This is a genomic window from Serratia sp. KG1D (assembly GCF_037150675.1).
GTDB classification, from domain to species: Bacteria; Pseudomonadota; Gammaproteobacteria; order Enterobacterales; family Enterobacteriaceae; genus Serratia; species Serratia nematodiphila.
The window spans coordinates 75,836-100,917 of the sequence record NZ_JBAGIH010000006.1 but is presented as its reverse complement, the minus strand read 5'-3'; the positions used below and the strand labels follow the sequence as shown (position 1 = coordinate 100,917).

Genomic DNA, 25,082 nt, shown 5'->3' with positions numbered 1-25,082 from the left:
GCAAATGGAGGTGCGCCGGTTCAGGACTGGCCGTCGAGCTGCAGCAGCGCCAGATCCTTCCTGCGCAGCACCAGGCTGACGCGGCGAGTTTTTATTTCTATCGGATCGCCCAGCGGCGCGACGCGCACCACGTCGAACGAAGAGCCGGGCAGCATGCCGAGCGATAACAGTTTCTGGCGGTAGGCCGGCGCAATTTCACCGGAAAAGCCGACAATCTTATATGTGTGTTTAGGTTGAAGCTGCATGTGATTAACCTTCCGGGTGCCGATGAACATCGGGCTGATGATAATTGGACGTTGCCGGCGAAAATGCCACGCCGTCGGCGGTATTCATCCATAAGGTCATGCAATAAAGTGAGCGCAAATAATAGTAATTATCATTATCGCATTCAATACAAAAGATAGGGGTATTGTAACCAATTATTATGGCGTCGACAGTTTTTGGTTGTGTCGTCTTGATTAATGACGTTTTACCACCGCTTGCGATGGGGAACAAATGAGAATGGCGAGTTAAATCAGTTGCGTATTTGTAGCCGAGTTTTCTCGTTTGCAAATATCGAGGGTTTTTTCCCTTTATTTATTTCCGCTGAAAAGCAATTCGATAACATTATTCCGCCGTAATGCGAGCGGTAACCATTTGTGTTTCTCTCACAATTGGCGAGATGAAAAATGCGTGTTAACAAAGTTGTTAATAAATGGCTGCAGAAGGAATTTTTGTTGCCTGAATAATGGGAGCGCGGTCACGCAGGAACGGGAAATAAAAAGATAACGGTTTATTGAGGCGGGTCAAGAAATGCCGCAAGTTTTATTCATCGGAAAGGGCGGAGCAGGCTCCGCCCTGTCGGTTCCGACTTAGCGTTTCTTGCCGAATGCCGCCGCCAGCGCGTCGCCCATGGCGCTGTTGCCGGCCGGCGCCGCGTTGCGCGGTTTGGCCTTGTTGCCGCCTGCCGAACGGTTGGCATTGTCGCGCGTCTGGGCAGGCGCGTTGCCGCCGCGACGCGGTGAACCCTCGCCCGGTTGCTCATCCAGGCGCATGCTCAGCGCAATGCGTTTACGCTGCAGATCGACTTCCATCACCTTCACTTTGACGATGTCGCCGGCCTTCACCACAGTGTGCGGATCTTCGACGAATTTGTCCGCCAGCGAGGAGATGTGCACCAGGCCGTCCTGATGCACGCCGATATCCACGAAGGCGCCGAAGTTGGTGACGTTGGTCACCGAGCCTTCCAGGATCATGCCCGGCTGCAGATCGTTGAGGGTTTCCACGCCTTCGGCGAAGGTGGCGGTTTTGAACTCCGGACGCGGATCGCGGCCCGGCTTCTCCAGCTCTTTCAGAATGTCGGTGACCGTCGGCACGCCGAACTTGTCGTCGGTGAAATCAACCGCTTTCAGGCTGCGCACTGCGGAGGCGTTGCCCATCAGATCCTGCAGCGCCTGCTCGGTGGCGGCCAGGATGCGTTGCACCACCGGATAGGCTTCCGGGTGAACGGTAGAAGCATCCAGCGGGTTGTCGCCGTGGTTGATGCGCAGGAAGCCGGCGCACTGTTCGAAGGCCTTCGGCCCCAGACGGCTGACCTTCAGCAGCTGTTCACGGTTGCTGAAGCGGCCGTTCTCGTCGCGCCAGTTGACGATGTTCTGCGCCATCATGCGCGTCAGGCCGGCCACGCGGGTCAGCAACGGCACCGACGCGGTGTTCAGATCGACGCCGACGGCGTTTACGCAGTCTTCCACCACCGAGTCCAGTTTCTTCGCCAGCTGGCTCTGGCTGACGTCGTGCTGATACTGGCCGACGCCGATGGATTTCGGGTCGATCTTCACCAGCTCCGCCAGCGGATCCTGCAGGCGGCGAGCGATGGACACCGCGCCGCGCAGCGATACGTCGAGATCCGGGAATTCCTGCGCCGCCAGTTCAGACGCGGAATACACCGACGCGCCCGCTTCGCTGACGATCACTTTTTGCGCCCGGACTTCGCCGAACTGCTTTTGCAGGTCGAGATAGAAGCGCTCGGTTTCACGTGAAGCGGTGCCGTTGCCGATGGCCACCAGCTCCACGTTGTGTTTGATGCACAGCGCCGCGACGATGGCGGCGGCTTTCGCCGCTTGCCCGGTGTGCGGGTAGACGGTGTCGGTGGCGACCAGTTTGCCGGTCGCGTCGACCACGGCGACTTTCACCCCGGTGCGCAGGCCCGGATCGAGGCCCATGGTGGCGCGCATGCCGGCCGGCGCGGCCATCAGCAGATCATGCATATTGCGGGCGAAAACGTTGATTGCTTCATCTTCCGCGCGCTCGCGCACCGTGCCCATCAGCTCGGTTTCCAGGTGCAGCAACACCTTGATGCGCCAGGTCCAGTTAACCACCGCCTTGCGCCAGGCGTCGGCCGGGGCGTTGTTCAGGCGCAGGTTGAGGTGATTGATGATGATCAGCTCCGCCTGGCTTTCGCGCGGCGCTTCCTCAAACTGCGGATCGGCGTTCAGCGCCAGCTGCAGCACGCCTTCGTTGCGGCCGCGGAACATCGCCAGCGCGCGGTGTGAAGGCACCTGAGAAATCGGTTCGTGGTGATCAAAATAGTCGCGGAACTTGGCGCCTTCTTCTTCCTTGCCTTCGACCACTTTGGACACCAGATGGGCGTTTTTCCACAGGTAGTCGCGCACCTTGGCCAACAGCGCGGCGTCTTCGGCGAAGCGCTCCATCAGGATATAGCGCGCGCCGTCGAGGGCGGCTTTCACGTCCGCCACGCCCTTGTCGGCGTCGACGTAGCGTTCAGCCAGTTGTTCCGGCTGCTGTTGCGGATCCTGCCACAGCGTATCCGCCAGCGGTTCCAGGCCGGCTTCGATGGCGATCTGGCCACGGGTGCGGCGCTTCGGTTTGTACGGCAGGTAGAGGTCTTCGAGTTCGGTCTTGCTCAGCGTGGCGTTGATCGCCCCCGCCAATTGTTCAGTCAGTTTGCCCTGTTCATCGATCGACTTCAGGATGGTCTGGCGACGATCTTCCAGTTCACGCAGATAACCCAGGCGGGTTTCCAGCTGGCGCAGTTGGGTGTCGTCCAGGCCCCCGGTGACTTCCTTACGATAGCGTGCAATAAAGGGCACGGTATTACCTTCATCCAGCAGACGGATGGCGGAGTCGACTTGCTCCGGCCGGGCCTGCAGTTCTGTTGCAATAATGCGGCTCAGTGGGTCATTCATAGGTCTGGTATCTGTATTGAGATCGGTGAATAAACAGGGGACAGTTATACGGATTGATCGGGGAAAATGCCAGCGAAGCGGGCCGCCGCCGCGCGGCCGCGGCATGGAGAACAGCGCAGACGGCGGCGTTGGCGGCGGTTAGGAAAAAGCTGAAAGCTTACTTCGGGTAGTTTATCTCGTTAACGTACCACTGCGCCTCGCCCAGCGGGGTATTGACGGTGGCGACGTCCCCGACCTCTTTTTTCAGCAGGGCGCGCGCCATCGGCGCATCGATGGAGATGTAATCCTTGCGGCCGAAAATCTCGTCGTAACCGACGATGCGAAAGCGTTTGGTTTCGCCGTCTTCGTTCTCCACCTCGACCCAGGCGCCGAAGAACACTTTGCCTTCCTGCTGCGGTGAATAATCGACGATCTTCAACTGCTCCAGGCATTTGGTCAGATAGCGGACGCGGCGATCGATCTCGCGCAGCCGCTTCTTGTTGTACTGGTAATCGGCGTTTTCGCTTCTGTCGCCCAGGCTGGCGGCCCAGGTCACTTTCTTGGTCACCTCGGGGCGTTCTTCGCGCCAGAGGTAATCCAGCTCTTGTTTGAGCTTGTCATACCCTTCACGGGTTATCAGTTGAGTTCTCATCGTGATTTATCTTTATGGGGCCACCGCCACAGTGTACGTGAATGCGGGGGGCTTTAGAAATGGCGCGCGGGCCTGTGCCTTGTCGCACGGTTTTTATTCAGTTTGCGCAGCTTTTAACGATCGGGAGTATGCTTAGCGTAGCGGAAAAGGAATGTGACGAAAGGAGGATATCTGGCGAGAGAGACAAGGAATTTTGGCGCACAACCCAACACATTGAAGGTATTACCGCATGGAATTTAAAGATTACTACGCCACGATGGGCGTTGAGCCCAACGCCGATCTGAAAACCATCAAAACGGCCTACCGTCGGCTGGCGCGTAAATATCACCCTGACGTGAGCACTGAAGACGATGCCGAAAGCAAGTTCAAGGAAGTGGCCGAAGCCTATGAGGTGCTGAAGGACGAGGAGCGCCGCGCCGAGTACGATCAGATCCGGCTGCACCGCAACGATCCGAACTTTGGCCGCCAGGCGCGCGGCGATCGCGGCGGCTATCAGCAGAGCGCTTCATGGCACGGCGGCGGCGCCGACGCGCAAGACTTCTCCGATTTCTTCGAAAGCATGTTCGGCGGGCGGGCGGCGGGCGGGCATCGCTCTGCTTCGCACTCGCACGGCGGGCATGGCTTCCGCGGCCAGGATCTGGAGATGGAGGTGCCGCTGTTCCTCGAGGAAACGCTGCATGGTCAAAGCCGCGAGATCTCCTACACGCTGCCGGTGTACGACGAACTGGGGCGGCAGGTAAGCGAAGCCAGCAAGACGCTGAACGTGAAAATTCCGGCCGGCGTGGGCGACGGCGAGCGCATTCGCCTCAAGGGGCAGGGCGTTGCCGGCGTGGGCGGCGGCCAGAACGGCGACCTGTATCTGGTCATCCGCCTTGCGCCGCACCCGCTGTTCGAGATCGACGGCCACAACCTGAGCATCGTGGCGCCGCTCGCTCCGTGGGAAGCGGCGCTCGGCGCCAGCATCGAGGTGCCGACGCTGACCGGCAAAATCGCGTTGACCGTGCCGGCCGGCAGCCAGAGCGGCAAACGGCTGCGGGTCAAGGGCAAAGGGCTGGCGGGCAAGAAAGAGCCCGGCGATCTGTATGTCATTCTCAAGGTGGTGATGCCGCCGAAGCCGAACGAGAAGGCCAGCGCCCTGTGGCGAGAGCTGGCTGAACAGGCGGCGTTCAACCCGCGCGCGGAATGGGAGTAAAGCAGATGATGAAAAAAGAGATCACATTCACCGTGGTGGAACTGTGCCAGCGGGTGGAGATTTCAGAGGACGAGCTGGTCGAGATCGTCGGCCTGGGCGTTATCGTGCCGCTGGAGCCGGCGCAGCCGCGCTGGGAGTTCGATTATCCGGCGCTGAGCCACCTGCAGCGCGCGCGCAGGCTGCGTGCCGAGCTGGATCTGGATTGGCCGGGGATCGCCATGGCGCTAACGCTGCTCGACCGGGTTGATGCGCTGCAGCAAGAGAACCGGCAGTTGCGCCGGCAGCTGGCGCGTTTCCTGCAGACTTCCTGATCCGACAGCTAAACGCCACCGGGCGCTTCCCGGTGGCGAAATTGTGCAAAATTGGGCCGTCACCCCACATTGCGCCGATAAAGGGCGAAATTTTAACGAACCCCCGTCGACATTCACTGAAAATTGTTGATAAATGGGGAAAAGAATAAGCTTTGTAACAATTTCGTCTAGAATACATACCATTAAACGCTGTCTCAAATGGCAAGGTTTTCTAACAATATTCGAGTCAGGCAATAAAGCCTTTGGGAGTAATACCATGCAAGAGAATCATAAGATCCTGGTTGTCGATGATGACATGCGCCTGCGCGCGCTTTTAGAACGTTATTTAACCGAGCAGGGCTTCCAGGTTCGCAGCGTTGCCAACGCTGAGCAAATGGATCGCTTGCTGACTCGTGAATCCTTCCATTTGATGGTGCTCGATCTGATGTTGCCGGGCGAAGACGGCCTGTCCATCTGCCGCCGCCTGCGCAGCCAGAGCAACCCGATGCCAATCATTATGGTCACCGCCAAAGGCGAAGAGGTCGATCGCATCGTGGGGCTGGAAATCGGCGCCGACGACTACATTCCTAAACCGTTCAACCCGCGTGAGCTGTTGGCTCGTATCCGCGCGGTGCTGCGCCGCCAGGCGAACGAACTGCCGGGCGCGCCTTCGCAGGAAGAGGCGGTGATCGCGTTCGGCAAATTCAAACTGAACCTCGGCACGCGCGAGATGTTCCGCGAAGACGAACCGATGCCGTTGACCAGCGGCGAGTTCGCGGTACTGAAGGCGCTGGTCAGCCACCCGCGTGAACCGCTGTCGCGCGATAAGCTGATGAACCTGGCGCGTGGCCGCGAATACAGCGCCATGGAACGCTCCATTGATGTGCAGATCTCTCGCCTGCGCCGCATGGTTGAAGAAGATCCGGCGCATCCGCGTTATATCCAGACCGTGTGGGGTCTCGGCTATGTCTTCGTACCGGACGGCAGCAAGGCATGAGGCGATTGCGCTTTTCACCGCGTAGCTCGTTTGCCCGAACCCTGTTGTTGATCGTCACCTTGCTGTTCGTCAGCCTGGTGACGACCTACCTGGTGGTGCTGAACTTCGCCATCCTGCCCAGCCTGCAGCAGTTCAACAAGGTATTGGCCTACGAAGTGCGTATGCTGATGACCGATCGGCTGCAGCTGGAGGACGGCACGTTGCTGGAAGTGCCGCCGGCGTTCCGCCGTGAGATCTACCGCGAACTGGGCATCTCTCTCTATACCAACTCGGCGGCGGAGGAGAGCGGCCTGCGCTGGGCGCAGCACTACCAGTTCCTCAGCCAGCAGATGGCGCAGCAGCTCGGCGGGCCGACCGATGTGCGGGTGGAGGTGAACAAGAACTCCCCGGTGGTGTGGCTGAAAACCTGGCTGCAGCCCGATATCTGGGTGCGCGTGCCGCTGACGGAAATCCACCAGGGCGACTTCTCACCGCTGTTCCGCTATACGCTGGCGATCATGCTGCTGGCGATCGGCGGCGCCTGGCTGTTTATTCGTATTCAAAACCGCCCGCTGGTGGAGCTGGAACATGCGGCGCTGCAGGTGGGCAAGGGCATTATTCCGCCGCCGCTGCGCGAGTATGGCGCTTCCGAAGTGCGGTCGGTGACTCGCGCATTCAATCAGATGGCGTCGGGCGTCAAACAGCTGGCGGATGACCGCACGTTGCTGATGGCCGGGGTCAGCCACGACCTGCGCACGCCGTTGACGCGCATCCGGCTGGCGACGGAGATGATGAGCGCCGAAGACGGCTATCTGGCCGAGTCGATCAATAAAGACATCGAAGAGTGCAACGCCATCATCGAGCAGTTCATCGATTATCTGCGCACCGGGCAGGAAATGCCGACCGAAAGCAGCGATCTGAACGCCATTTTAGGCGAAGTGGTCGCGGCCGAGAGCGGCTATGAGCGGGTGATTGAAACCGCGCTGTCGCCGGGCGAGCTGATGATGAATGTGCATCCGCTGTCGATTAAGCGGGCGGCGGTGAATATGGTGGTGAACGCGGCGCGTTACGGCAACGGCTGGATCAAGGTCAGCAGCGGCCGTGAGCTGCAGCGCGGTTGGTTCCAGGTGGAAGATGACGGACCGGGCATCAAGCCGGATGAGTTGAAGCACCTGTTGCAGCCGTTCGTACGCGGTGACAGCGCGCGCAGCACCAGCGGCACCGGTCTGGGGCTGGCGATCGTGCAGCGCATTATCGACGCGCATGACGGCGAACTGGATATCGGCACCAGCGAGCGCGGCGGGCTGTTGATCCGCGCGTATATTCCGTTGCCGATGGAGAAAAAAGAGTCGACCAACGGCCATCAAACGGCCAGGGAAAACGCCTGACCTCTGGTGTGGGCCGCGCCGCTGCGGCCCCGTCAGGACTTTCTGCTCATCACGTAGTATTCCGCCGCATCTTCATGCAACCGACGGCCGGTCGGCGCCTGCCACGGATCGATTAACTCGATGCCGCAGTGGAGGAAGTCTTTAGTATTGCGGGTGGCCAGGGCGGCGCCGTAATGCAGGCAGGTGGCGGCGATTTGGGTATCCGGCATGCTCATCGCTTTACCCAGCAGCCGATTCCTTGCCGTCAATTCCGCGTATTGCATCGCGCACAGCCCATCAAACGGTAATATCTGCCCCTCGAACTTCAATTCAATGGCGTCCGCCAATTTCAGCTTGAGATCCCGCTGGCGCTTGCCGTCAGGCATGCAGGCCACGCCGCTGAACAGTTCGGCGAGGACAATGGCGCTGAGATAGAGCTCGTCATTGTCCTTTTCATTTAACCAGTTAATGACGTTGTAGTACGGGCTGGGACGCAGCGTTTCTGAAATGACGTTGGTGTCGATAATGATCATGCGTTGTCATCTTCATCATCAAAGGTGACGATGCGTGGCGGCACGGCGTCACGCGGTGGGATCTCCAGCTCAACGCCGCCGAATTCGGCGAAGTGCTGATGCATCCAGGTACCCAATCCATAGCGCGGCGGCTTTTTCACCAGCGCCTGTTTCAGGATCATGCGCGCTTCCTCTTCCATGGAGTGGCCGTTTTTCGCCGCTGAGATACGCAGCAGCTCTTTGATTTCGTCGTCCAGATTTCTGACGGTGATAGTCGCCATTGAAACCTCCTTTGCTATCAATGATTGCATTGACTTATTTTCTCGCCTTGCTGGTTAAAAAGCAATCGATAAAAATAAAAAAAGGCGCGGGATCCGCGCCTTAGCTGAAGAGGTAATGCTACCGAATTACAGCTTCGGGCCAGCGCTGACCAGCGCGGCGCCTGCAGGCGTATCGGTGTATTTGTCGAAGTTGGTGATGAAGCGCTCGGCCAGATCCTGCGCTTTTTCCTGCCACTGCTCGAGGCTGGCGTAGGTATTGCGCGGATCGAGGATCTCCGGATTCACGCCCGGCAGCGCGGTCGGCATCGCCAGATCGAAGATCGGCAGAGTGACGGTTTCCGCCTTGTCGATCTCACCGCTCAGGATGGCGTCGATGATGCCGCGCGTATCTTTGATCGAGATGCGTTTGCCGGTGCCGTTCCAGCCGGTGTTGACCAGGTAAGCCTGGGCGCCGGCGGCCTGCATGCGTTTCACCAGCACTTCGGCGTACTGCGTCGGGTGCAGCGACAGGAACGCGGCGCCGAAGCAGGCGGAGAAGGTTGGCGTCGGTTCGGTTACGCCGCGCTCGGTGCCGGCCAGTTTGGCGGTGAAGCCGGACAGGAAGTGGTACTGAGTCTGGTTGGCGGTCAGACGCGATACCGGCGGCAGCACGCCGAAAGCGTCGGCGGTCAGGAAGATCACCTTGGTGGCGTGACCCGCCTTGGACACCGGCTTGACGATGTTCTGGATATGATAGATCGGGTAAGAAACGCGGGTGTTTTCGGTTTTCGAACCGTCATTGAAGTCGATGCTGCCGTCGGCCAGCACGGTGACGTTTTCCAGCAGCGCATCGCGTTTGATGGCGTGGTAGATGTCCGGCTCGGCTTCTTCAGACAGCTTGATGGTCTTGGCGTAGCAGCCGCCTTCGAAGTTGAACACGCCGTCGTCGTCCCAGCCGTGCTCGTCATCGCCGATCAACTGACGCTTAGGATCGGTGGAGAGGGTGGTCTTGCCGGTGCCGGACAGGCCGAAGAACACCGCCACGTCGCCTTTCTCGCCCACGTTGGCCGAGCAGTGCATCGAGGCGATGCCTTTCAGCGGCAACAGGTAGTTCATCATCGAGAACATGCCTTTCTTCATTTCGCCGCCGTACCAGGTGCCGCCGATCAGCTGCATGCGCTCGGTCAGGTTGAAGGCGACGAAGTTCTCCGAGTTCAGGCCTTGCTGCTGCCAGTTCGGGTTGGTGCATTTGGCGCCGTTCATCACCACGAAGTCCGGTTCGAAGTCAGCCAGCTCTTCGTCGCTCGGGCGGATAAACATGTTTTTCACGAAGTGCGCCTGCCAGGCCACCTCGGTGATGAAGCGCACTTTCAGGCGCGAGTCGGCGTTGGCGCCGCAGAAGGTATCCACCACGAACAGGCGCTTGCCGGACAGTTGTTCGGTGACCAGGTGTTTCAGATCGGCCCACACTTCCGGGCTGAGGGGTTTGTTGTCGTTCTTGCCTTTGCCCTGATCGGCCCACCACACGGTATCGCGGGTGATGTCGTCGCGGACGATGTATTTGTCTTTCGGCGAGCGGCCGGTGAAGATGCCGGTATCGACGGAGACGGCACCCAGCTTGGTGACTACCCCACGCTCAAAACCTTCCAGAGATGGGTCTGTTTCTTCCTTAAACAGCAGTTCATAGCTCGGGTTGTGAACGATTTCGCTGACGTCGTGAATGCCGTAAGCGGCCAGATCCTGAGGGGTTATACCTTTAACGCGCATGTTACTACTCCTTGGTCACAGAATTTCTGGCGGCAATTGTAGGGATCTAACGGTGCGTAACCGCGATGGGTATCAAATATTTAACGTTTTAGGCGGTATTTCGTTACGATCTGAGAGATAGCACACGGAAAAAAGCAAACGTGCAAACGGCGGGCGTTGGCGGGCGCCGGGCGCGCCCGCCGAAAGGGTGTAACTTAGTGCAACTGGTCGCTTTCGCCGGTGTTACCCGCATACAGCGCGGCAACATCAACCGGGTCAAAGACATAGTGGCTGCCACAGTAGTCGCAGTGCATGTCGATATTGCCGTCCTGCTCCAGCATGTCCGCCACTTCGTCGGTCGGCAGGGTCAGCAGCGCGTCGGCGCAACGCTGGCGAGAACAGGTGCAGCGGAACTGCACGTCCTGCGGTTCGTACAAGGTGACCTCTTCCTGATGGTACAGGCGGTACAACACTTCGTTGGCCGGCAGGCCGAACAGCTCTTCGCTTTTGACCGTGTTGGTCAGTTGCACCAGATGATCGAAATCATCGAGGTTGCCGTCCTGCGCCGGCAGCACCTGCAGCAGCATGCCGGCCGCCGCGGCGTTGCCTTCCGCTTCGCCGGTGCGGATGAACAGGCGGGTTGGCAGCTGTTCGGACTGGCGGAAGTAGGCTTCCAGGCATTCGGCCAGGGTTTCACCTTCCAGGCCGACAACGCCCTGATAGCGCTCGCCTTCCGTCGGGGAAATGGTGATGACCATGACGCCGTTGCCGATCATCTGATGCAAGGTGCTGTCGTCGGCGATAGGCGCCTGGGTGCGCGCAACGCCGCGCATCTCCTGGCGATTGTTGCCGTTGATCACCGCCAGCTTCAGCGGGCCGTCGCCTTGCAGCTGAACGGTGATGTCGCCGTCGAACTTCAGGGTGGCGGTCAGCAGACTGGTGGCGACCAGCAGTTCACCCAGCAGCTTTTGCACCGGCGCCGGGTAGTCGTGGTTATTCAGGATCTGCTGATAGGTTTCGCTGACGGTAACCAGCTCGCCGCGCACCGCGTAGTTTTCAAACAGGTAACGGTGCAATTGGTCATGGTTGGACATAATCTTCTCTCATTGCGGTGAGGGGTTATTCCGGCTCACCAAATTTAAATTTCATCAGGTCGCGCCGCTCCTTTTTGTCCGGACGACGGTCCGGATGCGGCATGGTCAACGCGTTCATCTTGCGCGCCAGCGCCATTTTTTCGCGGTTGGCGATGCTGGCTTCGGTTTCCTGATACATTTGCTGCGCCTCGCCGGCGCCGCGGCGTTGGCTGGTCAGCGCCAGCACGATCACCGTACGTTCTTCGTTGCCCTGCCGCAGCTTGAGCTCGGCGTTAAGTTCGACAATCTTGCTCGGCTTGCCGCGCTGGCCGTTGTAATGCACCTTGCCGCCGTCGATCATTTCGCGCGCCAGTGCGCGGGTCTTGTAGAAGCGTGCGGCCCACAGCCACTTATCCAGCCGGACCGCGTCGTCGCGCGTCGCTTTTTCCTTCATGCTTCCCCCTTGGCCAGCGCCGGTATCAGCAGGCGATAGTCGCGCATCGACGGATGACGCTGGAAGCTTTTCTCCGCCGTGCTGGAGTCCGGGTTTTGCACGCCCAGGCAGTAACGAATGCCGAAAGTGCGCGCCGCGTCGAGGATCGGCTCGCCGTCGTCGACGAACAGCGTGCGCTGCGGGTTGAACCCGGTGTGCTGTTGCACCGCCTGCCACAGACGCTGATCTTCTTTCGGATAACCAAATGTGTGGGTGGAAAACAATAAATCAAGGTGCCGATCCAGACCGGTATGCTCGATTTTCACCGCCAGGCTGTGCGGATGGGCGTTGGTCAGCAAAATGGTTTGCAGGCCGGCGCCGCGCAGCGCCCGTAAAAATGGCTCGGTGTCCTCGCGCAGCCGGGCGCGGCTGCCCACTTCGCTGGTCATGCGGTAGATATCCAGATCCAACCGCTCGCTCCAGTAATCGAAGCAATACCAATTCATGGTGTGCTGCACCGCCTGATATTCCCGCTCAATAATATTGCGGGCTTCGTCAAACGGAATGGCGCGCCTTTCGCTCAGCGCTTGCGGCACCAGGCTGAGCCAAAAGTGGCTGTCGAATTCCAGATCCAGCAAGGTGCCGTCCATATCCAGCAGCACGGTATCGATCTGCGGCCAATCAAACTCGGGAACCATAAAAACTCCACGGGCGAACCGACGGGCGGTCCGCAGATGAGAATAATAGCGTTAGCGTAGCATAAGCAGATGACAGGGCGGAGGCCCCGGCGTCAGGTTCAGGGCATCGGCCGCATCGACATCGGATTGAGCTGCGGGTTGAAGCAGCTGTCGTAGTAACGCTGGATATCGGCGACGCGGTGTTGATTGATGCGCCGACGCTGCACCAGCCGCCAGGCGTTATAGCCCAGGCTGACGACCACCGCCAGCAACAGCAGGCTGGTGCCGAGGTAGCGCCACAGGGTGATCATGTCCGGTTCGCTGTGCAGCGCCACGTGGCGGGTGCCGTTGGCATCGACGCTGAGGCTGGTGATCACCCCCTGGGCCTGGAAAGGGGTATGCAACAGCAGAGTGGAAAGGCGCTGCAGCTCATTCCACTGGTCGAGGGCGTTGTATTCGCTTTGCGGCACCGAGGATTGCGGGTGGCTGACCAGTTGGCGGCCTTCGTCGCTGCGGATCAGGAAACCTCCCGGTGGCGGGCTGTTGAGCGCCGCGGCGGCCAGGCGCGTTTCATTGAAGATGAACGATGACGTGGCCACTTTGGTCAGGCTTTCCAGTGACTCGGCGCTCACCGGGCGCAGCAGAACGTTGACGCCTTGCAGCGCGCCGGACCTGGCGCGTTTCATCAGGCCGCTCCAGTTTTTGGCGTTGCCCAGGTTGACCAAGGCGTTTTTTAACCGCACGCAGTCGTTTTCTGCCTGACATAAATCCTGCGTTTTCAAAACGATATCAGAGAAGTCATCCAACAGGATCATGCCGGATTTCTCGATGGCGCTGGCCAGCTGCGGGTTGACCTTCTGATCGGCGCCGCTCGGATGCAGCTGGCTGTTGACCGTGGCCAGCAGGGCCGTCGCTTTGTCTATGACTTCCGATTCCGGCTGCGGCAGCGGGGCGGCGTTGTTCCAATAGATGCCGGAGCAGTCGAACGGCGCAAAATTGACGGTGCCGCCACCGTTGGCCGGCGGCGGCACATAGCACATGCCGCTGCCGCGCACTTTCAGCGTGTCGCCGATGCGCAGCGGCGTGGCTTCCAGGGCCTGCACGCTGGTCACTTCCACTTTTTGCGCACCCTGCAGCCAGGCCATGCTGAGGGTCAGCGGCAGGTTGAGCGGGATATAGATCAACAGCAACAGCAGTACCAGCGCCGAGCTGGCGACCAGCACCGCGTTGCGGCCCCACTGCTGCAGCGGGAAATTCTTCACTTCGTCATGCAGCGAGAGGAAGCGCCCCTGGCGCACTACCTGCCGATTGAGGTAGACGTCCACATCGGTGGTCTTGCCCAGATCCTGAGTCAGGTACGGCTGCCAATGCGGCGGGTAGATAAGATCGATGATGCCAAGCGAAATGTTGCTGATCTGCCCCTGATCGGACTCGCCGAACAGGCCCCAGCGCTTCGGCGTGCCGCGCAGGCAGTGGATCTCTTTCAGCTCACGCGATGCCGGACGGCGGAACAGGTTCCAGCATCCCCAGGCGATCATCAGCACCGCCACAAAAATCATCCAGGGGATAACCAGCACCGGGCTTATCAGGCTGAAGAACAGCAGCAGCAGTGCGGCGGAGATGATGACGGCTTCGCGGATGCCGTTCGGCCGGTTCAGCGCATGCTCTTCCGGCGTTTCCTTGCGAATATTGACCAGCTCGACATGCTCGCTCTCTTCCTTGCGGATGGACGCGTTTTTGGTCGGCGTGGCGGCCACCACCGGCGGCTGCGGCCGGTCGTGAATGTGATCTTTCAGCGAGTGCCCGTTGAGCGAAATCACCAGCGGCAGCGTCTGGGTTCTGATCACTTCCACATGGTTGTCGGCGGTGATATAGGGTTCCCAAAACGGCGGCAGATGCACCTCTTCCGCGTCGAGGTAATAGCGCCATTTATTGGGATCGTCGCTGGCCAGCCCGTAGCGGGTGATGGCGTGCGTGACCGGATATACGTTATCGCTTTGCGGGGTGAGCGCCAGCTTGGCCGCGGGCAGCGTAGCGCCGCCGCCGGGCAACAGTTTGTTGCTCAGTTTGTTTTGCTGACTGAGATAGAACTCGACCGCGGCGCGCTCTTCGTCGGTCAGCTTGCGGTGGGCAGGCTTGATAAACGGCAATGCGTGCGCCAGCGCCGACGGGTTGCGGGCCTTGAACCACAGGTACAGGCCGGCGGCAATCAGGCAGACAAGCACTAAGGCCAATATCAACACTATTGTGCTCATGCAATCCCCATCTCACACCCGTGAATTTCGCCAACCTGATGAAAAGCTGAATATTATACGGAGTAAACCGCCAGGAGGCACCCAGAACTAATGAGGGAACAAACAGATTCTCGCTCTGGATCTCATTCCTTCATGACGCAAGGCCATTTTATCACTGATTCTTGCCTGCGTGATACTAGCAACCGGCCTCTGCCGTCGATATCGGTATTATCCTATTTTCTTGCGCGCTGTTTGCTGAATCAGTACGGAAAATCGCCGGCCGCTGGCTACGCTTGTTAAAAGAAAGTAAATTACTGTTCATGCGCGTTGCGGCGGAGCTTGCCCTTAACGCACAATGTGATCAGGATCGAATTTGGTCAGCGTTTGAGCGCCAATGAGCCGTGCGTTACGCCAATCATTTTTTCGGTTGCCCCGTCCGCGCCTGGGTAACCTCTTTGAGGCAATCATGGATAAACACCTGCAAAAACCTAAAATTCTGAAAGTGGAAACGGTCGCGCGTTCGCGTTTATTTAACGTCGAGTCGGTCGATTTGGAATTCAGCAACGGTGTTCGGCGGGTGTATGAGCGCATGCGGCCTTCGGATCGCGAAGCGGTGATGATCGTGCCGGTGATTGGCGATGACCTGCTGCTGATCCGCGAATATGCGGTCGGCACCGAATCCTATGAGCTGGGGTTCCCGAAAGGGCTGATCGATCCCGGTGAAGGGGTGCTGGAGGCGGCCAACCGCGAGCTGATGGAAGAGGTGGGGTACGGCGCGAAACGCTTTGATTTTCTCAGTAAGCTGACGATGGCGCCGTCCTACTTTTCCAGCAAAATGAATATCGTGCTGGCGCACGATCTCTATCCGCAGAGCCTGGAAGGGGATGAACCGGAGCCCTTGCCGCAGGTGCGCTGGCCGATCGCCAACATGATGGCGCTGCTGGCGGAACCGGATTTCCGCGAGGCGCGCAACGTCAGCGCGCTGTTCCTTTCCGAGGCATTTTTGCGCGCGTCGCGCTGATACGTTTCACGCCGAATAAAAAAAAGGGCCAGATTTCTCTGGCCCTTTTCGATCAGAACAGCTCGTGGCTTTCGCCGCCCGGATCGGTCAAGGTGGTGCCGGTATCGCGCGATGGGTAATCCGTCGGCTGCGTTCCTTCGATGAAGTACTCGGAACGGCTGCCGCCGCCACCGCCAGAGAGCTTGCCGCTGCTCTTGTCGATGGTGACGCTGATGATGCCCGGCGGCGGCGTGACTTTCTGCTCTGGGATGCCTTCCAGCGCGGTTTTCATAAAGTCGTCCCACGCCGGCTGGGCGCTCTTGGCACCGCCTTCACCGCCGGAAATCTGATCCGGGATAGCGCCGGATACCGTCGAACGGCCCAGGTCGCGGCGGTGATCGTCAAAACCGATCCACACCGAGGTCACGGTATCCGGGCCATAGCCGGAGAACCAGGCGTCCTTGGAACTGTTGGTGGTACCGGTTTTGCCGCCGATATCATGACGTTTCAGATCGCGGCCGGCGCGCCAGGCGGTACCCATCCAACCCGGTTCGCCGAAGATGTTGCTGTTCAGCGCGTCGTGGATAAGGAAGGCCAGCTGTGTGCTGATGACGTGCGGCGCATACTGTTGGTCGCCGTCCTGCTGTACCTGAGCCGGGGTGACTTGCTCCAGCTGAGGCATCGGCACCGTGCTGTTGTTGCCTTCCTGCGAGGTGGCGACGTTTTCGATGTTGTCGTCGGACAGCACCGCTGAACGGTGGGTATCGCCGTAGATCACCGGCAGGTTACAGCTGCCGCACACCACTTTCGGTTTGGCCTCGAACACCGTATTGCCGTTATCGTCTTCAATTTTGGTGATGAAGTACGGATCGACCAGGTAACCGCCGTTCGCCAGCACCGCGTAGCCGCGCACCAGCTGCATCGGGGTGAAGGAGGCGGACCCCAGCGCCAGCGATTCGGTATGCACGATATTCTGCGCCGGGAAGCCGAAGCGCTGCAGATATTCCGCCGCGTAGTCGACGCCCATCGCGCGCATCGCACGCACCATCACCACGTTCTTCGATTGCCCCAATCCCTGTCGCAGGCGAATCGGGCCGTCGTAGGTCGGCGGCGAGTTCTTCGGCCGCCAGTCGGTGCCGGCGCCGGCATCCCAACGGGTAATCGGCAAGTCATTCAGAATGGTGGCCAGCGTCAGGCCTTTATCCATCGCGGCGGTGTACAGGAACGGTTTGATGTTCGAGCCCACCTGACGCAGGGCCTGCGTGACGCGGTTGAACTTGCTCTGATTAAAGTCGAAGCCGCCAACCAGCGCTTTCACCGCGCCGTCGTTCGGGTTGATAGAGACCAGCGCCGAGTTGACGTCCGGCACCTGCGACAGCCACCAGGCTTCGTTCACTTTACGCACCCACACTTGCTGGCCGGCCTGCACTACGTCGGTGACGCGTTTCGGCGTTGGGCCTTGCTGAGTGTCCGAACGGTATGGGCGCGCCCAGCGCATGGTCGCCATCGGCAGGGCAATGCTGCTGCCGTCGGCCAGCATCGCCGTCGCTTCCTGCGGGTTGGCGGCGGTGATCACCGCCGGCGCCAGCGGGCCGTAGTTCGGCAGGTTTTTCAGCGAGTCGACAATCTGTTTGCGATCCCAGGCCGCTTCGCCGACTTTCCACAGCACGTTTGACGGGCCGCGATAGCCGTGGCGCATGTCATAGGCCAACACGTTATTGCGCACCGATTCCTGCGCCGCCAGCTGCAGCCGTTTGGTCACGGTGGTGTAAACCTTATAACCGTCGGTATAGGCGTTTTCACCGTAGCGCTTGATCATCTCCTGACGCACCATCTCGGAGAGATACGGGGCGGAGAAGCTGATTTCCGGCGCATGGTAATTGGCGACCAGGTCTTCGGAGCGCGCCTGATCGTACTGCGCCTGCGTGATGTAGTGTTCGTCCAGCATGCGCGACAGCACCACGTTGCGACGGGCAACGGCGCGATCGTGCGAATAGAGCGGGTTGAAGGTGGATGGCGCTTTCGGCAGGCCGGCGATGGTCGCCATTTCGCTCAGGGTCAGCTGGCTGACGTCTTTGCCGAAATAGACCTGCGCGGCGGCGCCCACGCCGTAGGCGCGGTAACCCAGATAGATCTTGTTCAGATACAGCTCAAGGATTTCGTCCTTGGTGAGCATCTGCTCGATGCGCACCGCCAGGAAGGCTTCCTTGATTTTACGCATCAGGGTGCGTTCCGGGCTTAAGAAGAAGTTACGCGCCAGCTGTTGGGTAATGGTACTGGCCCCCTGCGAAGCGTGGCCGGAGACCAACGCGATGGAGGCGGCGCGGAAGATGCCGACCGGATCGACGCCATGGTGATCATAGAAGCGGCTGTCTTCGGTGGCGATGAATGCGTGCACCATCACCGGCGGAATTTGATCCAGTTTCAGCGGAATGCGGCGTTTCTCGCCATATTGGGCGATCAGTTCGCCATCGGCGCTGTAGACCTGCATCGGTATCTGCAGCCGCACATCTTTCAGCGTTGCGACGTCGGGCAGCTGCGGCTCGACATATTTGTACAAGCCGAAAATCGAGGCTGCTCCCAGCACGATGCAACATACTGCAAGGATTAGTAAATACTTTACGAACTTCACCTGAGATTTCCCATTTCTAAGTCATTTGGGCAGTTTATAAACAACCGCGCGGTAGTATAAAGGCAAGCCTGCGACATGGATATGTTCTTTTATCATCTGATGTTATGGAGGCTTGCGAAACATGTTCCCTCAAGCATGGCAGGTGGGGCTGGATATACAAATCGACTGCGTGCGGGCGGTGGCGGCTCAACGCCGCCGCAACGGCTGGCAGTTGCGCCACTGGTGGCAGCAGGCGCTGCCGCAGGCGGTTTTACGCGATGGCTGTCTGGAACCTTCCGAATTTCTTATCCGGGCGCTGCGGCAATGGCGCGTCCAACTGCCGCGACATATTTCCTTACGCATTGCCCTGCCGGCGCAGCGCGTGTTGCAGCAACGCATGGCGCAGCCGGACGCGCGGCTGCGCGAGCCGGAACGCAGCGACTATATCGGCGGCCACGGTGTGAAGCAGTTTCCGCTCGACGGCCAGACGCTGGCGCTCGACTATCGCACCGCGCCGGCGGATGAGGCGGCGCTGTTGCTGACCGCCGCGCGGCGGCAGGAGCTGCAGCAGTGGCTGCATTGTCTGCGTCAGGCTGGCCTGCATCCGCAAGCGGTCGATATCACCCCCTGCGCGCTGCGGATGATGGCGACGGCGGCAGGCGTGCCGCCCGCCGCGGGGCTAATGCACCGTCTCGAACGAGAATGGCTGTGGGTGGCGCCGGCTGACGGCGCGTTCGCCTTTGGTCTGGCGCCGGGCGACGATGACGCGCAGGCGCTGCGGGCGCTGCAAGCCCAGATGCCGGCGGGCGACGATCGGCCCATCTATGCCGGCAGGGTGCTGGCGGGTGCCTTGCCCGCCGGTTGCCTTGCCTGGTCGCCGCTCAGCGCCTTCACGCAGCTGCGTCCGCCGTTGCCTGCGCATCCTTCGGCGTTCGCGTTGGCCGGTGGCCTGGCGCTGCGCGAGGAGGATCGCTGATGTATCAGGTCAACTTTCTGCCCTGGCGACAACGCCGCGAGCGGCGACGCGGCTATTTTTGGTTGGGCGTGCTGCTGTTGCAGCTAACGGCACTGCTGCTGGCGCTGTTCCTGGTCGCCGGCCAGTTGCGTCACCAACAGGCGCAGCGGCAGGCGCGGCTGGCGATGCTGGGTGAAGAGCTGGCGGCACTGACGTTGCTCGCCCGTCAGCAACAGCAAGAGCGGGCGCAGCGGGCGCTGCACCGCGCCCGCGCCGAACGGCAGGCGAGCAACGCCCAACATAACCGGCGTTATTTTCAGCTGCTGCAGCAATTGTCCTCCAGCATTCCTCCACCGCTGTGGCTCACGGCGATGGAGAGTGATGCGGTGAACGGCCTGCGGCTGCGTGGATTGAGCCGCTCTCCTGCGGCCATCACGCAGTTCGAACGGCGGCTGGCGGGGATGCCTGCGTTGCCGCGGTTGCGTTTGGCTGAGGTGGCGCAACGCGACGACGGCCTGTACACCTTTCATCTGGCGGCGCAGTGGGGGCGAGATGGATAACCATTTGTCATCCGGGCTGCGTCTCTGGCTGAGCTTGCCGGGCTGGCTATTACTGCTGTCGCAAGGGTTGGGTATCGGCACGTTGGCGCTGTTGGGCGGCGGCTGGATGCTGCAAGACGAATGGCGTCAGCGGGAAAGCGCGGCGGAGCGGCAACAGCGTCTGTTGCAACAGATCGCCATGGTGCAACGCCAACTGGACGAGGTGCCGGAAACCGCTATCCCGGCGGCGCCGCTACCTCCGTCCACCACCGGCGATCTGGCGAGCGTGCTGCAACGGGCGGGAGGCGCGTTGTTGCGCTGGCAGCGGCAGGAAAAACCGCCGCGGCAAACGCTGAGCTTGCGCATTGACTACGCCGGTTTGCTGGCGCTGCTGGAGACGCTGCCCACCGATGTACGCCTTGAGCAGCTGAGCGTGGAGACGCCGTCCCTTGGCATGACGGCGCGGTTGGTTTTGCAGGATGCCACCGAGGATCAGCCCAATGAGTAAAAGACCCTGCCGTTGGTGGTGGTTGCTATGGCCATGGGCATTGTGCGCTGAGCCGCGCGACCCGTTTGCGCCGCTGCCGATGCCTGCTTGTGCCCAAACGGAGGCGTCGCCGGCGGGCTGGCGACTGAAAGGCGTCATCGGGCAACCGACGCTGCGCTATGGCTGGGTGGTGACGCCGGCGGGGCAATGGTTGCGCCTGCGGCCGCAGCAACGGGTGCTGGCCGAGCGCTGGCAGGTGACGCAGGTGCAGGCGCGTAGCCTGACGTTAAAGGCGCTGATGGCCGAACCAGATTGCCCGGCGAGCCAGGGCGACGTCTCGCTCATGATGGACAACAAGGATGGCAAACCATGAAAGGATGTGTTGGATTGGGCTTGGCGCTGTGGTGTCTGGCGCTCGGCAGCGCGCAGGCGCAGGATAAGCAGCGGGTTTCCCTGGAATTTCAGGATGCGCCGGTCACGGTCATCCTGCAGGCGTTGGCGGATTATCGGCAGATGAACCTGATCGCCGCGCCCGGCGTGAGCGGCAACCTGACGCTGCGGCTGGAGAATGTGCCCTGGCCGCAGGCGCTGGCGTTGACCCTGCGCATGGGCAAACTGGCGATGACGCGGGAAGGCAACGTGATACTGATCTCGCCGGAGCCGGACGCACAGGAAAAAAGGCAGCAGCGAGAGGCGTTGGCGCAGCGGCAACCGCTGCACAGCCTGACCTTGACGTTACAGAACGGCGATGCGGCGGAAATTGCCGAAAGCCTCAACGCCCAACGTGGCGCGTTGCTGAGCGAGCGTGGCAGCGTGTTGGCGGATAAACGCACCAATACGCTGCTGCTGCGCGACACTGCGCCAATCCTGACGCAGTTGAAAAAGCGGGTAACGGAAATGGACGCGCCGCTGGCGCAGGTGCAACTGGCGGCGCATATCGTGACCATCAACCGCGAAAGCCTGCGTGAGCTTGGCGTGCGTTGGGGGTTGGCGCCCGACGACAGGCCGGCGCGGCCGTTGCGGCCGGGCAATGTCGGTGTCAACCTGCCGCTGGAGCGCAGCGCGGTGAACGCCGGTTTCCATCTGGCGCGCATCAGCGGGCGTTTGCTGAGCCTGGAGCTGACGGCGCTGGAGCAGGAGAATCAGGTGGAGATCATCGCCAGTCCACGCCTGCTGACGGCGCACCTGCAAACCGCCAGTATCAAGCAGGGAACCGAGATCCCTTACGAAGTGTCAAGCGGCGCCAGCGGTGCGACTGCCATCGAGTTCAAAGAGGCGGTGCTGGGCATGGAGGTGACACCGAAAGTGTTGCCGGACGGGCGCATCACGCTGACGCTGCACATCAGCCAAAATATGCCGGGGCGCGCCATCAGCCGCGGGGCGGGTGAGGCACTGACCATCGATAAACAGGAGATTAAGACGCAGATCACGGTGAAAAACGGTGAAACCCTGGTGCTCGGCGGTATTTTTCAACGGCATAGCGGCAAGACGGCGGACAAGGTGCCGGGGTTGGGGGATGTGCCGTTATTGGGAGGCTTGTTCCGACAAAGCGGCGCACAACAGAAAAAACGCGAGCTGGTGATCTTCATTACGCCGACCCTGATTAAGGGATAAGCGGCGGCCTGTCGGCCGGGCGGCAAATCTCCTAAAGTTGATGAGCAGATACACTTTTTTATCTCCTTGGGGGGATCTGCGTTTGACGCTGCGGCCGATTTAGCTTACAAGGGTTACCGAATTGAGCACCGAGGTTTTTTGTTAGCGTCAAGACGCCGTTAAAAACATATGGTTTCCCTCCCGCGGCGTGGATTGCGATTTATTCGGTTGCCAAACTACCAAGAGTGTTGAGATAATTTTTCGTCTGATCTCGCACTATCGCTCATGAGGTTTCAGTTTAGGTCCCGCCGCTGATTTGATTGGCGGGGCGGGTTAACATTAACGAATTGTCTTAGTAATACCGAAAAACATGGCAGAGAAACGCAATATCTTTCTGGTTGGGCCTATGGGTGCCGGCAAAAGCACTATTGGCCGTCAGTTAGCTCAGCAACTCAATATGGAGTTCTTCGACTCCGATCAAGAAATTGAGCGACGTACCGGAGCTGACGTGGGCTGGGTATTCGACGTGGAAGGGGAAGAAGGTTTCCGCGATCGTGAAGAAAAAGTCATTAATGAACTGACGGAAAAACAAGGGATTGTGTTGGCGACCGGCGGCGGTTCGGTGAAGTCGCGCGAAACGCGCAACCGTCTGTCCGCGCGCGGTGTGGTGGTCTATCTGGAAACCACGATCGAGAAGCAGCTTGCTCGTACCCAGCGTGATAAAAAACGCCCGCTGCTGCAGGTCGATTCTCCGCCGCGTGAAGTGCTGGAAGCCTTGGCGAAAGAGCGCAATCCGTTGTATGAAGAGATTGCCGATGTCACCATCCGCACCGACGATCAGAGCGCTAAAGTGGTTGCCAACCAGATCATCAACATGCTGGAAAGCAACTGATTGCCGCTTTCCGCGTTCGCCGTCGGCCAATGCGGAAAACTGATTTGTGTTCCCCGCCGCAGCGGGGATCAACCACCGCCGCACCATACAGAGAACTGAGCGCGACATGGAGAGAATTACTGTAACGCTTGGGGAGCGCAGCTACCCGATTACCATCGCCGCCGGATTGTTTAACGATCCGGCTTCTTTTATGCCGTTGAAGGCGGGTGAGCAAGCGATGTTGGTCACCAACCAGACCCTGGCGCCGCTTTATCTGGAGCGTGTCCGGCAGGTGTTGGAGCAGGGCGGCGTCGTGGTGGATCAGGTGATCCTTCCCGATGGTGAGCAGTACAAATCTCTGGCGGTGTTGGAGCAGGTGTTTTCGGCGCTGCTGGAAAAACCGCACGGGCGTGATACCACGCTGATCGCCCTCGGCGGCGGCGTTGTCGGCGATCTGACCGGCTTTGCCGCCGCGTGCTACCAACGCGGCGTGCGCTTTATTCAGGTTCCCACCACGTTGTTGTCGCAGGTGGACTCTTCCGTGGGCGGCAAGACCGCCGTCAACCACCCGCTCGGTAAAAACATGATTGGCGCTTTCTATCAACCCGCTTCGGTGGTGGTTGATCTGGATTGCCTGAAAACCTTGCCGACGCGTGAACTCTCTTCCGGCCTGGCAGAAGTCATCAAATACGGGATCATCCTCGATCGCGAGTTCTTCGTCTGGTTGGAAAACAACATCGATGCGCTGATGGCGCTGGATATGCAGGCGTTGGCCTACTGTATCCGCCGCTGCTGTGAGCTCAAGGCCGAGGTGGTGGCCGCCGACGAACGCGAAAGCGGCCTGCGCGCCTTGCTGAATCTGGGCCATACTTACGGCCACGCCATCGAAGCCGAAATGGGCTACGGCGTATGGCTGCACGGCGAAGCGGTGGCTGCGGGCATGGTGATGGCGGCGGAAACCGCGCACCGTCTCGGCCAGTTCTCCGTTGAAGATATCGAACGCATCAAAACGCTGCTGCTGCGCGCCGGCTTGCCGGTCTGCGGGCCGCAGGAAATGACGCCGGGATCCTATCTGCCGCACATGCTGCGCGACAAGAAAGTGCTGGCGGGTGAACTGCGCCTGGTGCTGCCGACCGCGATCGGTGCGGCGGAAGTGCGCGGCGGCGTAGGGCATGAGCTGGTGTTGGCGTCGATCGCCGCCTGCCTGCCTGAGCAGACGCGTAATTAAATCGGACTAAGTAACAGTGGCTTAGCCGCCATTTGCATCTATATTAATACAGTGAGCAGAGCACGACGGGTGTCGCTTTGCCATCATCGGGTTAATCTGCCCGTGCCACGGTAGGTCTACGGTGGTGGGCTTTTGCCTCTAGTTGGAGGGTTTCAGATGGACGAGTTTAAACCGGAAGACGATCTCAGACCTGATAGCAGCGATCGTCGCCCTACGCGCTCGCGCAAGCCGGCCGCCGCGCCGCGCTTCGCCGTTTCGCGCCAACATTTGATGATTGGCATCGGCATTTTGGTGCTGCTGCTGCTGATTATCGGCATCGGTTCCGCCCTGAAGGCGCCGACCAAACATGAAGCGGCTCAGGAGAACGGCGCGCAAAACGGCGGAGCCCGCGATATCAACCTGTCCGGTTCTTCGTCGCTGACTACCGCCAACAACGGCGTGCCGGGCGGTACCACGGATACCCACGATAACAACGGCGTGAGCGCGACTCAGCCGCAGCAACCGCAGAACGTCAGTGTTCCGCCGATCTCCGGCACGCCGACCGAAGCGCAAACGCAGCCTCAGCAGGGCGGTGCGCAGCAGCGCGTCGATTTGCCGGGCAACATGGCGGATGCGTTGTCGCAGCAGCAGGGGCAGGTGGATGCGGCGACCCAAGGCATGACCGGCGCAGCGTCGACGTTGCCGACCGCACCGGCGACGGTGATGAGCGGCGCCGCAGCGCGCGAAGCGACGCGTCCTGTGCAGGGAACCGCGCCGCAACAGCATAAAACGCCGGCGAAAACTGCCGCCGCCAAACCGGCCGCAACGCAGCATAAATCACCGACCACGGTGTATACGCCGCCGGCCAAGCCGTCTTCCACCGCGAAAGCGGGAGCGGTCGCCAGCAGCGGCAGCTCTGTGCAGTCTGCGCCGGGCAGCCACTATACCTTGCAGCTGAGCAGCGCTTCGCGTTCCGATACGCTGAACGCCTACGCCAAACAGCAGAAGCTGCAGAATTACCTGGTGTACGCCACCAAGCGTGACGGCAAGCCGTGGTACGTGCTGGTGAGCGGCAACTATGCTTCTTCCGCAGAAGCGAAGCGCGCCATTGCTTCGTTGCCGGCGGATGTGCAGGCGAAAAAACCATGGGTCCGACCTGTACACCAAGTGCAGCAAGATCTTAAAAAATAAATCATTTAAATTTGTGCGCTGATGTGCTGTCTGAAACAGAGTACAATCCGCC

At 60.2% G+C, this 25,082-nt stretch carries 24 protein-coding genes; 13 read left to right on the top strand and 11 right to left on the bottom strand.

All coding sequences use genetic code 11. The features are described 5' to 3' along the window. Positions 1 to 20: 20 nt before the first annotated feature. The 3 genes from feoA to greB form a co-directional block, all read right to left on the bottom strand. On the bottom strand, positions 21 to 245 hold the full coding sequence (gene feoA / locus WFM45_RS22670) for a ferrous iron transporter A (protein ID WP_004930752.1): 225 nt from the start codon (positions 243 to 245) through the stop codon (positions 21 to 23). 606 nt (positions 246 to 851) lie between these two features. Continuing rightward, positions 852 to 3,185, bottom strand: coding sequence for a Tex family protein (locus WFM45_RS22665; protein WP_021504764.1), 2,334 nt, complete (start codon positions 3,183 to 3,185; stop codon positions 852 to 854). Positions 3,186 to 3,342: 157 nt separating this feature from the next. Continuing rightward, positions 3,343 to 3,816, bottom strand: coding sequence for a transcription elongation factor GreB (greB, locus tag WFM45_RS22660; RefSeq protein ID WP_004930745.1), 474 nt, complete (start codon positions 3,814 to 3,816; stop codon positions 3,343 to 3,345). Positions 3,817 to 4,045: 229 nt separating this feature from the next. On the opposite strand from greB, the gene cbpA reads away from it, so the two are divergent. The 4 genes from cbpA to envZ all read left to right on the top strand — a co-directional run bounded on the left by cbpA (position 4,046) and on the right by envZ (position 7,662). Continuing rightward, positions 4,046 to 5,008 carry a curved DNA-binding protein gene (gene cbpA, locus WFM45_RS22655; RefSeq protein ID WP_015379312.1) on the top strand — a complete coding sequence of 321 codons (963 nt, stop codon included), beginning with the start codon at positions 4,046 to 4,048 and terminating at the stop codon, positions 5,006 to 5,008. Positions 5,009 to 5,013: 5 nt separating this feature from the next. Then, a complete protein-coding gene (locus WFM45_RS22650) occupies positions 5,014 to 5,319 on the top strand; it encodes a chaperone modulator CbpM (RefSeq protein WP_004930739.1) in 306 nt (101 codons plus the stop codon). Between the two features lie 256 nt (positions 5,320 to 5,575). Continuing rightward, positions 5,576 to 6,295 (top strand): osmolarity response regulator transcription factor OmpR, encoded by a 720-nt coding sequence (gene ompR / locus WFM45_RS22645; protein ID WP_004709363.1) that lies wholly within the window; start codon positions 5,576 to 5,578, stop codon positions 6,293 to 6,295. Continuing rightward, positions 6,292 to 7,662: a two-component system sensor histidine kinase EnvZ gene (gene envZ / locus WFM45_RS22640; RefSeq protein WP_031300055.1), complete on the top strand. Its 1,371-nt coding sequence runs from the start codon at positions 6,292 to 6,294 to the stop codon at positions 7,660 to 7,662. The genes ompR and envZ overlap by 4 nt, the downstream gene beginning before the upstream one ends. Positions 7,663 to 7,694: 32 nt before the next feature. Here envZ and WFM45_RS22635 read toward each other — a convergent pair whose 3' ends face one another. From WFM45_RS22635 to WFM45_RS22605, 7 genes are all read right to left on the bottom strand, one after another. Beyond that, on the bottom strand, positions 7,695 to 8,174 hold the full coding sequence (locus WFM45_RS22635) for a type II toxin-antitoxin system VapC family toxin (protein ID WP_004930733.1): 480 nt from the start codon (positions 8,172 to 8,174) through the stop codon (positions 7,695 to 7,697). After that, complete coding sequence (locus tag WFM45_RS22630; protein ID WP_004930730.1) at positions 8,171 to 8,434, bottom strand: FitA-like ribbon-helix-helix domain-containing protein; 264 nt, start codon at positions 8,432 to 8,434, stop codon at positions 8,171 to 8,173. Before WFM45_RS22630 ends, WFM45_RS22635 begins: the two co-directional genes overlap by 4 nt. 126 nt (positions 8,435 to 8,560) lie before the next feature. Beyond that, positions 8,561 to 10,180 carry a phosphoenolpyruvate carboxykinase (ATP) gene (gene pckA / locus WFM45_RS22625; RefSeq protein ID WP_015379308.1) on the bottom strand — a complete coding sequence of 540 codons (1,620 nt, stop codon included), beginning with the start codon at positions 10,178 to 10,180 and terminating at the stop codon, positions 8,561 to 8,563. A gap of 194 nt (positions 10,181 to 10,374) precedes the next feature. Then, positions 10,375 to 11,253 carry an Hsp33 family molecular chaperone HslO gene (gene hslO, locus WFM45_RS22620; RefSeq protein WP_015379307.1) on the bottom strand — a complete coding sequence of 293 codons (879 nt, stop codon included), beginning with the start codon at positions 11,251 to 11,253 and terminating at the stop codon, positions 10,375 to 10,377. A gap of 25 nt (positions 11,254 to 11,278) precedes the next feature. Continuing rightward, positions 11,279 to 11,686 (bottom strand): ribosome-associated heat shock protein Hsp15, encoded by a 408-nt coding sequence (hslR, locus tag WFM45_RS22615; RefSeq protein ID WP_015379306.1) that lies wholly within the window; start codon positions 11,684 to 11,686, stop codon positions 11,279 to 11,281. Beyond that, the gene (yrfG, locus tag WFM45_RS22610) at positions 11,683 to 12,363 is read right to left on the bottom strand and encodes a GMP/IMP nucleotidase (protein WP_004930298.1); all 681 of its coding nucleotides are present in this window, start codon (positions 12,361 to 12,363) and stop codon (positions 11,683 to 11,685) included. Before yrfG ends, hslR begins: the two co-directional genes overlap by 4 nt. A 98-nt stretch (positions 12,364 to 12,461) precedes the next feature. Further along, positions 12,462 to 14,597 carry an intracellular growth attenuator family protein gene (locus tag WFM45_RS22605; RefSeq protein WP_015379305.1) on the bottom strand — a complete coding sequence of 712 codons (2,136 nt, stop codon included), beginning with the start codon at positions 14,595 to 14,597 and terminating at the stop codon, positions 12,462 to 12,464. A gap of 445 nt (positions 14,598 to 15,042) precedes the next feature. Here WFM45_RS22605 and nudE point away from each other — a divergent pair, with 445 nt between their 5' ends. After that, a complete protein-coding gene (nudE, locus tag WFM45_RS22600; RefSeq protein ID WP_015379304.1) occupies positions 15,043 to 15,597 on the top strand; it encodes an ADP compounds hydrolase NudE in 555 nt (184 codons plus the stop codon). 52 nt (positions 15,598 to 15,649) lie between these two features. On the opposite strand, the gene mrcA is transcribed toward nudE, so the two are convergent. Further along, entirely contained in the window at positions 15,650 to 18,208 is a 2,559-nt protein-coding gene (gene mrcA / locus WFM45_RS22595) for a peptidoglycan glycosyltransferase/peptidoglycan DD-transpeptidase MrcA (protein WP_031300057.1), read from the bottom strand. A gap of 121 nt (positions 18,209 to 18,329) precedes the next feature. Between mrcA and pilM the strand changes: the two genes are divergently transcribed. The 8 genes from pilM (at position 18,330) to WFM45_RS22555 (ending at position 25,030) form a co-directional block, all read left to right on the top strand. Continuing rightward, a complete protein-coding gene (gene pilM / locus WFM45_RS22590; protein ID WP_085337635.1) occupies positions 18,330 to 19,163 on the top strand; it encodes a pilus assembly protein PilM in 834 nt (277 codons plus the stop codon). Then, on the top strand, positions 19,163 to 19,702 hold the full coding sequence (locus WFM45_RS22585; RefSeq protein ID WP_004930306.1) for a PilN domain-containing protein: 540 nt from the start codon (positions 19,163 to 19,165) through the stop codon (positions 19,700 to 19,702). Before pilM ends, WFM45_RS22585 begins: the two co-directional genes overlap by 1 nt. Beyond that, positions 19,695 to 20,189, top strand: a complete 495-nt coding sequence (locus tag WFM45_RS22580; RefSeq protein WP_166445466.1) for a hypothetical protein — start codon at positions 19,695 to 19,697, stop codon at positions 20,187 to 20,189. The genes WFM45_RS22585 and WFM45_RS22580 overlap by 8 nt, the downstream gene beginning before the upstream one ends. Continuing rightward, positions 20,182 to 20,541 (top strand): HofP DNA utilization family protein, encoded by a 360-nt coding sequence (locus WFM45_RS22575; RefSeq protein ID WP_048326342.1) that lies wholly within the window; start codon positions 20,182 to 20,184, stop codon positions 20,539 to 20,541. The genes WFM45_RS22580 and WFM45_RS22575 overlap by 8 nt, the downstream gene beginning before the upstream one ends. Further along, entirely contained in the window at positions 20,538 to 21,782 is a 1,245-nt protein-coding gene (gene hofQ / locus WFM45_RS22570) for a DNA uptake porin HofQ (protein WP_166445465.1), read from the top strand. The genes WFM45_RS22575 and hofQ overlap by 4 nt, the downstream gene beginning before the upstream one ends. A gap of 349 nt (positions 21,783 to 22,131) precedes the next feature. Next, the gene (aroK, locus tag WFM45_RS22565; RefSeq protein WP_004391482.1) at positions 22,132 to 22,653 is read left to right on the top strand and encodes a shikimate kinase AroK; all 522 of its coding nucleotides are present in this window, start codon (positions 22,132 to 22,134) and stop codon (positions 22,651 to 22,653) included. A 106-nt stretch (positions 22,654 to 22,759) separates the two neighbouring features. Beyond that, the gene (gene aroB, locus WFM45_RS22560) at positions 22,760 to 23,860 is read left to right on the top strand and encodes a 3-dehydroquinate synthase (protein ID WP_048326338.1); all 1,101 of its coding nucleotides are present in this window, start codon (positions 22,760 to 22,762) and stop codon (positions 23,858 to 23,860) included. Positions 23,861 to 24,016: 156 nt separating this feature from the next. Next, positions 24,017 to 25,030, top strand: coding sequence for an SPOR domain-containing protein (locus WFM45_RS22555; protein ID WP_033631917.1), 1,014 nt, complete (start codon positions 24,017 to 24,019; stop codon positions 25,028 to 25,030). Positions 25,031 to 25,082 lie beyond the last annotated feature (52 nt).